Annotated in this window: 9 protein-coding genes; all 9 read left to right on the forward strand. The window is 47.7% G+C overall.

Annotated elements, in window-relative coordinates:
- The first annotated feature begins 337 nt into the window (after positions 1–337).
- The 9 genes from mnmA to ACYVR3_RS08990 all read left to right on the forward strand — a co-directional run bounded on the left by mnmA (position 338) and on the right by ACYVR3_RS08990 (position 12,813).
- Positions 338–1,462, forward strand: a complete 1,125-nt coding sequence (mnmA, locus tag ACYVR3_RS08950) for a tRNA 2-thiouridine(34) synthase MnmA (RefSeq protein WP_054736668.1) — start codon at positions 338–340, stop codon at positions 1,460–1,462.
- A 136-nt stretch (positions 1,463–1,598) separates the two neighbouring features.
- Complete coding sequence (locus ACYVR3_RS08955; protein WP_461243974.1) at positions 1,599–2,279, forward strand: histidine phosphatase family protein; 681 nt, start codon at positions 1,599–1,601, stop codon at positions 2,277–2,279.
- Between the two features lie 14 nt (positions 2,280–2,293).
- Positions 2,294–3,016, forward strand: a complete 723-nt coding sequence (locus tag ACYVR3_RS08960) for a tetratricopeptide repeat protein (RefSeq protein ID WP_461243975.1) — start codon at positions 2,294–2,296, stop codon at positions 3,014–3,016.
- Between the two features lie 23 nt (positions 3,017–3,039).
- Positions 3,040–5,616, forward strand: a complete 2,577-nt coding sequence (gene recD2 / locus ACYVR3_RS08965) for an SF1B family DNA helicase RecD2 (protein WP_461243976.1) — start codon at positions 3,040–3,042, stop codon at positions 5,614–5,616.
- Positions 5,617–5,786: 170 nt separating this feature from the next.
- Positions 5,787–6,773, forward strand: coding sequence for a ribose-phosphate diphosphokinase (locus ACYVR3_RS08970; protein ID WP_054736675.1), 987 nt, complete (start codon positions 5,787–5,789; stop codon positions 6,771–6,773).
- Positions 6,774–6,928: 155 nt separating this feature from the next.
- Positions 6,929–8,395, forward strand: coding sequence for an amidase (locus ACYVR3_RS08975; RefSeq protein ID WP_461243977.1), 1,467 nt, complete (start codon positions 6,929–6,931; stop codon positions 8,393–8,395).
- On the forward strand, positions 8,388–10,034 hold the full coding sequence (locus ACYVR3_RS08980) for a peptide ABC transporter substrate-binding protein (RefSeq protein ID WP_461243978.1): 1,647 nt from the start codon (positions 8,388–8,390) through the stop codon (positions 10,032–10,034). The genes ACYVR3_RS08975 and ACYVR3_RS08980 overlap by 8 nt, the downstream gene beginning before the upstream one ends.
- Before the next feature lie 672 nt (positions 10,035–10,706).
- Complete coding sequence (gene murQ / locus ACYVR3_RS08985) at positions 10,707–11,612, forward strand: N-acetylmuramic acid 6-phosphate etherase (RefSeq protein WP_461243979.1); 906 nt, start codon at positions 10,707–10,709, stop codon at positions 11,610–11,612.
- Positions 11,613–11,817: 205 nt separating this feature from the next.
- Positions 11,818–12,813, forward strand: coding sequence for an aldo/keto reductase (locus ACYVR3_RS08990; RefSeq protein ID WP_054736682.1), 996 nt, complete (start codon positions 11,818–11,820; stop codon positions 12,811–12,813).
- The last annotated feature ends 172 nt before the right edge of the window (positions 12,814–12,985 follow it).

Genomic DNA, 12,985 nt, shown 5'->3' on the forward strand with positions numbered 1-12,985 from the left:
ACCACCAATCATCGGGGACGAAGTTAAGACTCGCACGGGTTTTGGCGAGGCTTAACTTCGAGGTTTGAGACCGCCCTGTGGCTCAGACCGGCCCCACAGCAGGAACCTAGCCGTTTACCGGAATCGACAGCTCACGCAAATCACTGCACTTCACAAACTAAGACCAAAGATGCTTACGCTGGACACAAACGACAGTAACCAAACACAATACACTACCGGAATAAGGTCCAATCCTTGCAAAAAGTTAGCGCCACGTGTAAACTCATAATTACTGGATTTTTACGACCTTCAACTCGTGGATTCTCCAGAATCTAAACAGAAGTGATGGTGATTTTTAATGCAAGACAACAGCCAAACGCGTGTCGTTGTCGGCATGAGCGGCGGGGTTGACTCGTCGGTTGTCGCATTACGGTTAAAGCAGCAGGGGTACGATGTCGTTGGTGTGTTCATGAAAAACTGGGACGATACTGACGAAAACGGCGTCTGCACGGCGACCGAAGATTATAAGGATGTGGCGAAAGTAGCTGCCAAAATTGGCATTCCGTACTATTCTGTCAACTTTGAAAAGGAGTACTGGGACCGTGTCTTCACGTACTTCTTGGACGAGTACAAGAAGGGCCGGACACCTAATCCTGATGTGATCTGTAACAAAGAAATTAAGTTCAAGGCGTTCTTGGACTATGCGCTGGATCTTGGGGCGGATTACATTGCCACTGGACACTACGCCCAGTTGAACCGGGATGCAGATGGTCACATGCACTTGATGCGTTCGGTTGATACCAACAAGGACCAGACTTACTTCTTGAGTCAGTTATCAACTGAGCAACTGGATCGCGTGATGTTCCCAATTGGTGACATTACAAAGCCAGAAGTTCGTCAATTGGCTGAGGAAGCCGGCTTGGCAACGGCTCACAAGAAGGATTCCGTTGGGATCTGCTTCATTGGTGAGAAGAACTTCAAAAACTTCTTGGGTCAGTACCTGCCAGCTACGCCTGGTAAGATGATGACCGTTGATGGTGATGTGAAGGGCGAGCATGCTGGCCTGATGTACTACACGATCGGTCAGCGTCGAGGTCTTGGTATCGGTGGCGATGGTGAGGATAACGAGCCATGGTTTGTTATCGGTAAGGATTTGAAAAAGAACATCTTGTACGTGGGTAAGGGGTATCACAACGAGCACCTTTACGCAACGCACTTGGAAGCTTCTGATATTCACTGGGTCAACTCAATTGACCGCGGTCAAGACTTTCACTGCACCGCTAAGTTCCGTTACCGTCAAGTTGATACGGGCGTTACCGTTCACTTGTCAGATGACGGCCAAAAGGTCACCGTTGAATTCGACGATCCCGTTCGTGCAATTACGCCCGGACAGGCCGTTGTGTTCTACGATGGCGCAGAGTGCTTAGGGAGTGCCATTATTGACGCTGCTTACAGCCGTAGTCGTCAGTTACAGTACGTATAATTATGAGAGAGACGTGTCTTCTTTAAGGAGGCACGTCTTTTTGGATTTTTAAAATGAAAGCGGTTTGTTCGCCACGCTCCGGCTTGTAACCCCTCCGAAAAGCTGTCATAATAAACGTAACGCTTTTCAGAAACCGATGAGTAGAGAGGGAGTTAACTTGAAACTATTTTTCCTACGCCATGGCAAGACCGAATGGAACCTAGAATCACGGTATCAAGGGGCCGGTGGCGATTCACCGTTACTACCACAAAGTTATGAGGAAATTAAACAGGCTGCCGTTTACTTGAAGCAGTTCCAATTTGCGCACGTTTATGCCAGTCCAATCAAACGTGCTCGGGATACAGCCCGGACTGTTTTGGCCAATTTACCAGGCCAAATACCGCTCAGTTTAGTCAGTCGCCTAGAGGAATTTCACCTTGGTAAAATGGAAGGGATGTTGTTTGAAGAAGCTCAAGCAACTTTTCCAGAGGAGTTTCATGCGTTTCGAAACGCACCGGCTGATTACCGACCAGTGACCATTGGCGGTGAAAGTTTTCAGGAATTGATCGACCGGATGACGCCGGCAATTCAAACGATTGTTCGCGCACATGATACGGCGGATCAAAATGTGTTGATCGTCAGTCACGGTGCGGCGTTAAATGCGGAAATGAACGCTTTATTGGGCACGCCATTGGCTCATTTACGCGACCGGGGTGGGTTAAGTAATACCTCAACCACGATTTTAGAGACCACCGATCACGGTGCGAGTTTTCAACTGATCGAATGGAATAAAACGGATTATTTAAAGCGCCACTTAGACGCAACGGATACTATTTAAGAGGAGTAATCAAGATGAGTGAACAAACGCCAGATCAAGCGGCATTAAAGGCGAAACGGGACGCTAAACAACGCGAATCCGAGCAATTGATGCACCGGTTGATTCAAGAAATTGATGATGATCCAAATAACTATCACACCTACTATGATCTAGCGGCGTTGTTGGTTAACTTGAAGAGTTATAGTCAAGCCGAAGAGTTAATGATGAAGGCACTGGGATTATTTGCCGACCAGAGTCGCAAAGCTAAGGATACGTTAACCTATGGCTTAGGCAACGTCTATTACGAGGCGGGCGAATATCAAAAGGCCATTGCTCAGTTTAGTCAGGTCAAGGATGACCAACTGAAGAGCGATGCTTATTTGATGTTAGCGCAAAGCTATATGGGTAATAACGATCACAAAACAGCACTGGCGTTTGCCTTAACGGCTGGCCAAAACCACCAACAAGATCCAGTGGTCAATCAACTGATTGCGGATAATTTATTGGCACTGGGTAACTTTAAAGAAGCGGCTGATTACTACGATCGCACGTTAGCGAGCGACCCTAAAAATGGCCACGCGCAATTTGACCGGGGTATTACAGCGGTAGTGCTTGGTGATGATGCAACCGACTTTTTTGAGGCCGCTAAACGGTTAGATAAAACGTACTACGACAACGGTCAGTCACGATTGGCGGACATTCAAACGCTGTTGACCAAACAAAAAACGGGCCAAACGGACAAACCGAATGCTGACTAACTTGATGTGAAGGGATGGGCACCATGGCAAGTGAAAACCTGAGTTTATTTGAATCAGATGACGCCGCTAAAGAACCGGCCGCAATTGTTGGCAAAGTCGCTGCCACTTTTTTTGAAAGTCCAGACAGTTTTTATAAAGTTTTGCTGGTTAAAGTGCAGTCGACGAACCTTGATTGGCACGGTGATGAAATCGTGGTGACCGGGAACTTTGCTGATATTACGGAGGAGATGCCGTACCGGTTCTTTGGTCAACTCGTGGATCATCCGAAGTACGGGCAGCAGTTTCAAGCCAGTAACTACCAAAATGAAGCACCGACAACTAAGGAAGGCATCGTCGCCTATCTTTCTGGTGATGATTTTCCAGGGTTGGGGAAGCGGACGGCTGAAAAAATTGTGGCTCTTTTAGGTCTGACTGCAATTGATCAGATTATGAAGGATCCGGAAGTGTTAGATCCACTGAATCTGAAGCCGGCCGTTAAAGAAACGTTGCTGGATAACTTGTCTGCCAACAACGGAATGGAACAGATCATTATCGGGTTAAACGGGTACGGCTTCGGGAGTTCGCTCGCAAGTGCGATTTACGAACGCTACAAACAAGATACCCTGCGTGTGATTCAGGAAAATCCCTATCAATTGGTCGAAGATATTAACGGCATCAGCTTTAAGCGAGCGGATCAAATCGCTGAGCAATTGGGCATCGAGGCCTTATCGCCGCAACGGTTGCAGGCCGGTATTTTACAAGAACTTGATGAGTTGGCTATGTCCGGTGGTAACACCTATACAACGGCTAAACCGCTGCTTAATGGGACGATTGAACTGCTTCAAAGTAGCCGAAACACCATGGTCAATCCGCAACTCGTGGCGGATCAGTTACTTGAACTTGGCCGGCAGCAAAAGGTTGTGGGCGATGGTGATCGGATCTTTTTGAAAAACTTATTCGATGCCGAATGGCAAATTGCGGAGCACCTTAATCGATTAGCAAATGCGGATGCACCCAAGACGTTTAGCGATGACGTGGTTCAAAAACAAACCCGAATCGTTGAACGAAATTTAGGTATCACCTATGATGAGTCGCAAGAGGCTGCGATTCTAGCGGCGATTCAATCACCGTTATTCCTTCTGACGGGGGGACCCGGAACTGGGAAAACAACGATTATTAATGGGATCGTCAATTTGTATGCCAAGTTACACGAATTATCACTCGATATCAATCAGTATAAGGACGAACCATTTCCAATCTTATTAGCAGCACCAACTGGTCGAGCAGCCAAGCGGATGAGTGAAACGACTGGTTTACCGGCCAGTACGATTCACCGCTTGCTGGGATTGACCGGGCGTGAAAACAACGATCAGGTTATGGCGAAAGATCTGGAGGGGTCATTATTGATCGTTGATGAAATGTCGATGGTCGATGTTTTCCTGTTTAAGACCCTGCTTAAATCCGTACCAGATGGCATGCAAATTGTGCTGGTGGGTGATAAGGATCAATTGCCTTCAGTTGGTCCTGGACGTGTCTTTTTTGACCTACTTGAAAGTCAACGCGTCCAAGCGATGGAGCTGAACACCATTTACCGGCAAGGGGATGATTCATCGATCATTCCACTGGCCCACGAGATTAAACTGGGGCGGTTACCAGCGGATTTTGACCAAAATCAGGCTGATCGTTCGTTCATTCAGTGTAATGCGTACCAGATGCCGTCAGTGATCGAACAGATTATTGGTAAGGCCAAGCAAAAGGGCTTTGATGCTGAGGACGTGCAGGTTTTAGCGCCGATGTATCGCGGTCCTGCTGGGATCACTAAACTGAACACGATCATTCAAGAAATTATGAATCCTAAAACCAGTGAGAAAACCAAGGAGGTCAACTTCCGTGGCGAACTATTTCGAATTGGCGACAAGGTGTTACACCTCGTTAACAGTCCGGAAAACAACGTCTTCAACGGCGATATTGGCCAAATCGTTGGGATTACCTTAGCGAAGGACAAGGGGAATAAGGAAAAGACCGATCAGCTGACGATTGCCTTTGACCAAACAGAGGTCACTTATAGTCGTCAAGATTGGAATCGCCTGACATTGGCTTACTGTACGTCGATCCATAAGGCGCAGGGGAGTCAGTTCAAGATGGTGATTTTACCCATGGTGATGCAGTATTCACGGATGTTACAGCGTAATTTACTGTATACGGCTGTAACGCGGGCGAAAACGACCCTGATTCTCTTGGGTGAACGGCGTGCATTTGAAGAAAGTGTTCGCCGACAGTCCGTTAATCGGCAGACTGCGTTGGTTGAACGCTTAACGGCAACGATGACGACACCGGCCGAAATGGTGGTCACACCAGTTGAAGACTCGGCTTCAGCGGAGCAGGTCAGTCAACAGACTGAAACAGCTGAACCGGTAGTGCCACAGCCAACCCAAGAAGCTGAATCGTCACGATCCAAACCAGAATCGGTCCAGACAACGTCGGCTGACGATGGCCAACCGGCACCTGTTCCTGACGGGGTCTTAACCCTTGCGCTGATCAACAGCGGTCAAATCGATCCGATGATTGGGATGAAGGGTATCACGCCTAAGTCATTTATGGGTGCGCCTGAATTGAATTAACGCTAACTAGTTGGTCAATCAACTGGTCACTTTCTAGTTGAACAATTGGGTTTAAATCCCCGCTAGTGCTTGCACGCTACCTTAAAAATTGCGATAATAGCCAATGAAAAAGCAACGATCGGTTAACCGATCAAAAACATTGATGAGCCACAAAACCTTGGAGGTTAACTATGCCAAATCAAACTCAAGCAAAACACCCGTTAAAGATGTTTGCACTTAATTCCAACCGACCATTAGCGGAAAAAATCGCCGCTGCTGCTGGTGTTGAATTGGGTGCAGCAACCATCAAGCATTTTAGTGATGGTGAAATTGCCATTACGGTCGATGAAAGCATCCGGGGTGCGGATGTTTTCTTGATTCAATCGGTCTCAGATCCCGTTAACACTAATTTAATGGAATTAATGATCATGGTCGACGCTGTTCGGCGGGCTAGTGCCCACTCCGTAACCGTTGTGATTCCTTACTACGGCTACTCACGGGCTGACCGGAAGGCTCGGTCACGTGAACCTATTACGGCCAAATTGATTGCCTCGATGTTACAAAAAGACGGTGTGAACCGCGTTGTCACGTTAGACTTGCATGCGGCGCAACTACAAGGTTTCTTCGATATTCCAATGGATCATTTAGAAGCAACGCCACTGTTGGCAGGTTACTTCTACGAACATGATTTACTCGAGAACCTCGTGGTTGTTTCACCTGATCATGCCGGGGTTTCGAAGGCACGTCGAATGGCCGATTTATTGCACGCACCACTTGCGATTATTGATAACCGGGACCCCAACAAGTCAACCACGGACGCTGATGCCGTGATTGGCTCAGTTGCTGGTAAGAACGCTATTTTGGTCGACGACATTATCGATACGGCTGTGCGGATCTCAATTTCAGCCCAGACCTTGAAGAATGCCGGTGCGAACGATATTTACGCGGTGGCAACTCACCCAGTATTTAGCCAAAATGCCGTGGAACATATGGCTGCGTCACCACTTAAAAAAGTGATCGTGACCGATTCAATTCAGTTACCAGACGAGAAGAACTTTGACAAAGTTGAGATTATTTCCGTCGGTGATTTGATGGGTCGCGCCATTCGTCGTATCTATACGGATCAAAGTGTCGGGACGCTTTTCTTAAACGAAGAACGGGAAAACACGAAAGCGTAGTGTGAACTAAAATTAAACAGTAGCTAGCCGAAATGTGCGGCAAACCGGATGATCCATACCCGGAAAGGGAACGGCCCCACGTGACTAGACGGTCATGTGGGGTCGTTTTGTCGTCACAAGATTGGTGAATGCTACTGACAGAGGGGATTGGTAACATGGAATCAGCATTAAAGTTAGCTGAACAAGTTCGGAACGGAACGGTGTCGGCCGTTGACCTTGCTGAGGCCGCCTATGCCCGAATTGCCGAGATGAATCCGCGGTTAAACGCGGTCACGGCAACTCGTCAAACGGAAGCGCTTGCAGAAGCGGCGGCCTTGCAGGACAAAGGACAACCGTTTTTAGGGGTGCCGATATTGATCAAGGGATTAGGTCAATCATTGGCTGGCACACCCAATACTAGTGGTTCAAAATTATTGGCTAATTCGGTGGCTTCGACCACGGACTTCTTCGTTCAACGGTTACAGCAAGCCGGCTTCATCATCCTGGGTCAAACAAACGTCCCGGAATTTGGGTTTAAAAACATCACGGATTCGCAACTTTACGGGAACGCTCATAATCCATGGAGCCGGTTCTATTCACCCGGTGGGTCTAGCGGTGGTTCCGCTGCGAGTGTTGCTAGTGGGATGGTGCCGTTAGCGGCTGCTAGTGATGGTGGTGGGTCGATTCGAATTCCAGCCAGTTGGTCGGGACTGATTGGCCTGAAGCCGACGCGTGGCCGAGTACCAGTTGGGCCTGGTGATTGGCGTTCTTGGCAAGGGGCGGCCATCAACTTTGCACTGACCCGAACGGTTAAAGATACTGCGGCGTTGTTAGATGCCATGCAGGTGGTGCAACCGGCAGCGGCGTTCCAGACGCCACTTTATTCAGCAGGTTATTTACGGATGCTAAATGAGTTGCACCCGGGATTAACGGTGGCTTACAGTACGACGTCACCCGTTGGCACTCCCGTTTCGAAGGAGGCCGTTGCGGCGGTTGAGGATGCAGTTAAGTTTTTAAGTGATCACGGTTTTAACGTCACAGAGGCTCGGCCACAAGTCGATGGCGTAGCGTTGATGAGAAGTTACTACGCGATGAACGCAGGTGAGACGGCAGCCATGCTTGATGAAATTGGTGCTGGCTTACAACGGCCGGTTGCTAAGAACGAAGTTGAACCACTCACTTGGGCACTGGCAGAAACTGGTAAACACATTAGTGCGGCCGACTACAGCAAAACGCTTGCATTATGGGACCAAACTGGCTATACTATGGCTCTGTTCCATGAACAATATGACTTGTACCTGACACCAACGACGGCCGACTCGGCACCACGGGTGGACGATCCGCTGATCAGTCCAGCTCACGCTGATCAGCTTCGTGAAATTGAACAATTGGCGCCCCGTGATCAGCAACAATTGATTTATGATCAGTGGTTGCCAGCTTTAACGCGGTCACCATTTACACAGCAGGCTAACTTAACGGGACAACCCGCAATTAGTTTGCCGACCCATGTCACGGCGGCTGGGTTACCGCTAGGGGTTCAATTAACGGCCAACAAGGGTCGAGAGGCGTTATTGTTGCAGGTGGCACGATTATTTGAACGTGAGAACCAATTTCAGATGATGGATGGGGAATATAATGGTTAAATTAGGGAAAGTATTGGCCGGCATTGGTAGCGTCGCACTTGTGATGACGTTAGCAGCCTGCGGTCAATCAAAGCAAAGCAGCTCCAACAAGCAGTTGGCGGACAAACAAGTCCTCAACTTAAGTACGACCGAAACCGTGTCAACCTTGGATTCGGCTAAAGCATCTGAATCTGTCAGTTTAACGCAACTGTACCATACTGATGAAGGGTTATACCGGTTAGGTAAGAATTCTAAATTAGAAAATGCGTTGGCGACTCACACAACCGTTTCAAAGGATGGGTTGACTTACACCTTTAAACTTCGGGATGACGATAAGTGGAACAACGGTCAGACCGTAACGGCTAAGGATTTTGTTTACGCTTGGCGCCGGGTAGTTGCACCTAAGACGGCTGCAGGCTATGCTTACCTGTTTGAGGGTGTCAAGAACTACGATGCCATTTCTAAGGGTAAGATGAGTGCCAACCAGTTAGGGGTTTCAGCACCTAACAAAACAACCTTAGTGGTGAAGTTAAGCGAACCAGTACCATACTTCAAGTTATTGTTGGCCTTCCCAACCTTCTTCCCGCAACAACAATCGGCTGTTGAAAAGTATGGAAGTCAATATGGGACGACAAGCCAAAAAACGGCCTATAACGGACCATTTAAGTCAGTTGGCTGGACTGGGACGAATAACACGTGGAAGCTTGCTAAGAACCCAAATTATTGGGATAAGCACGATGTACATTTGAACACGATCAACTTCCAAGTTGTGAAGAGCCCAAGTACTGGGTTAAACTTGTATAACCAAAAGAAACTTGACGTAACACCACTTTCTGGGACGCAGGTTGCCAACTACGCTAAAACGGCTGGTTTCCAAAAATTTGTGGGTGGCTCAACGATGTACCTTCAAATGAACCAAAAGCGGGTCAAGGCGTTGAAGAACGTGAAGGTTCGCCAAGCCTTGGCACAAGCCATCAACAAGTCAGCGTTAGCGAACAAGGTGCTTCGTGACGGCTCTACCGCACCTAAGGGCTTTGTTTCAACTAACCTGACGCAAAATCCCAAGACCAAGGCTGATTTCGCAGACGATGCCTACGTTAAATCCGGTGTGACCTATGACTTGGCCAATGCCAAAAAGCTCTGGGCTGCCGGCATGAAGCAAGTTGGTCAAAAGACGTTAACGTTAGATCTGTTGAGTGATGACACTGATCAAGCCAAGACGACGACCCAGTACCTTCAAGATCAATTGGAACGCTTACCAGGGTTGAAGGTCAACATCACAAACGTGCCATATAAGAACCGGTTAGCTCGGTCTGCCAGTGGTAAGTTTGATTTGGTCATGTCATCATGGGGGGCTGATTTTGCCGATCCAATCAACTTCTTGGCGTTAGCCCAAACTGGCAACTCAACCAACAACGGTGACTGGTCAAACGCGACGTTTGATAAGTTGATCAAGGCTTCTTCAACCACGGATGCTACGAACGCTGAAAAACGCTATGATGACTTGGTCAACGCTGAAAAAGTGTTGATGAAAGATCAAGGTGTCATTCCATTGTACCAACCAGCAACTGCCGAACTATGGCGGCCAACGGTCCACGGTTACGTGTGGAACCCAGCTGGGATGAGTCGTGGGTATAAAGAAGTTTATGTAACTAAATAAGTGATAATTTAAGCGTCACCTTGATGAAAATCGGGTGGCGCTTTTTGTTTACGCTTGTGTCCAGCGTAAGTGTTGGGTGCGATTTGAGTGTCGGCTGTTTGTCGTCGCTTCGCTCGCCAAAGCCGCACGAAAACCGGCGCTCTCAGGCCACAAAATTCGGCGCCACTTAAACTGTCATTTCTAGGGTTCCTGACATTGCAAGAACTTGTCAACCACGTGCTTTCTGGCCACCGCGCCGAATGGTGCTGCGCAAGACTGAGAGCTGCATGCAAGGCGACATCGGTAAATCCGCCAGACCTGATGTGCCTTCACCGATGTCGCCTTGCACACTGCTCTCAACCCGTCTCACTCCGCACACTTTAGCTGGACACAAACGTCAGTCAAACCTGAAAAACCCACCTTTAGTTTCATCAACCGAAATCAACTGTTAAAACGGTCACATACAAAATGGCGTAACTTTTCAATTTTTCACTGAGCTTCGGAATGCCTTTCAAATAATAAAGTTGTCAAGCTATTTTTTCAAATTTGATTGAAAAATTAACAGTCTGTCGAGTTTAAATTGAAATTTTTCTTGAAAAATGGTATACCTAAATAGGATAACATGAAAGCGATACCATTGGCTTGAGTTTATTTTCACTAAAGCTGCTGGTTGCTAATTGGAGGAACCTGACGATGAACTTTGAAGACTTATTAACTGAACAACGAAACCGACACTCAACTCACATTGATCAAGTCGATACGGCTGACATGGTTGAGATTATTAATCGGGAAGATCAGCGGGTTGGCCGCTCGGTTCAAAAACAACTTCCCCAAATTTCGCAGGCGATTACGCTAGCAACGAAACGGTTTGATGCTGGTGGTCGGTTGATCTACATCGGTGCCGGGACGTCGGGTCGACTGGGCGTACTTGATGCAACTGAACTCCGGCCAACGTATGGCTTGGAAGAATCCCAAACTTTCGGCATTATTGCGGGTGGCCCTGAGGCCATGTTTAATACCATTGAAGGTGTAGAAGATTCAGCTGAATTAGGCGAAAAAGACCTCAAGAAGGTTGAATTAAACGAGAAGGATATCGTCATCGGCATTGCCGCCAGTGGTGCAACCGCGTACACGGTTGGGGCACTTAAGTATGCTAAGAGTGTTGGGGCGTTAACGATTGCCGTTGCCTGTGTCACGGATAGTCCGCTACAAGAAAACGCAACCGTCGCAATTTGTCCAATTGTTGGTCCTGAAGTGATTACTGGTGCCACCTTAATGAAGGCCGGAACGTCGCAAAAAATGGTGCTCAACATGTTGTCTAGCGGCATCATGATTCGGTCAGGGAAGGTTTACCAAAACTTAATGATCAACGTGGTCCCAACCAACGAGAAGACCAAACGACGGGCGAAGCGAATTATTGCTGCGGCCACCCAAACGTCAACGTTGGCGGCTGAACGTGCATTGGATCGCGCAGAGAACAATGTGCCGTTGGCCATTTTGTTAATCGAAACCAAGGGAACGATTGCCGAAGCAAAGGCCTTGCTAGAGCAGGCCGGCGGTCACGTGAGTGATGCGGTTAAGTTGAGCTTACAAGCCTAACGTTAACACTGAATAAATAAAATCGACGACTTAAAATCAGGATAGCCACTGATTTTGAGTCGCCGATTTGTTTGTTGATTTGAACTGGTATACCTCAATATTGACGGTGTTTGCCTCCTTGGACTGAAAAGATGGTTGACGCTGTTCAAAATGCCTTTTAAAATTGAAAGGTACCTTAAGTAAGAGAGAAGAGGAGTTACCAATCATGTATCAGGCAGATGTTAATCGTTACGACGGTCGGATGCCGATTCGTCGGGCAGGCAATAAAGGCTTACAATTGCCAGCCGTTTCATTTGGAATGTGGCACAGCTTTGGTGAAGACGCAAATTACGCTGATAGTGAAAAGATTATTCTAAAGGCGTTTGATAGCGGCATTTTTAGCTATGACCTGGCCTATAATTATGGCCCTGGTTCTGGTGCAGCGGAGCGCATCTTTGGTGACGTTTACCGTGCGAATTTAAAGGCTCACCGTGATGAACTTGTCATCACTACCAAGGCCGGTTTTCACATGTGGCCTGGGCCATACGGTGAAATGTCTTCCCGTAAAACGCTGATCAATGCACTCGATGGCAGTTTGGAACGGATGGGACTTGATTACGTTGACGTGTTCTATAGTCATCGGTTTGACCCCAATACGGATCCAGCTGAAACTGCTGAAGCGTTGGACAGTATCGTTCGTTCTGGGAAGGCGTTGTACGTTGGTATTTCCAACTACAATGATGCGCAGACGAAGGCGATTTTGAAAACCTTTAAGGAATTACACACCCCATTTGTGGTGAACCAGCTTTCCTACAACATGCTGAACCGCGATACGGTGGAAAACGATGGGGTACTGGATACCTTGCGTGAAAATAATCTGGGGTTAGTGGCCTATGGCCCACTAGCTGAAGGGTTATTGACCAACCGCTATCTTGATGGCATTCCAGAAGATTTCCAGATTCACTGGAGTAGCACCAACGTGATGGATCAAGGCCGTGACGTTTTAGCGCACAAGTTAAATCAGTTGAACGACATGGCACAAAACCGGAACCAGACGTTGGCCCAAATGGCATTAGCTTGGTTACTGAAGGATCCAGTTGTGGTGAGCGTTGTCACTGGCGCTTCAAAGGTTAAACACTTGGAAGACAATTTGCAGGCGGTTCAAAACCTGAACTTTACGGCGGATGAGCGCGAGCGAATTGATGCAATTTTAAAGGCTTAGAAAAAGAATGAATAACGTCGGTGATCTGAAATGAAGGATCACCGACGTTATTTATAATATAATAGTAGTCATTCGCAGAAAATCGTCCAAGAATGATTACCGGATGCGCTGACGACACCGACTAAGATGGTGAATTTTTCAAAACCGGATTAAGGTTAAATTGATTGAACGG

Source organism: Secundilactobacillus muriivasis, from assembly GCF_054785195.1.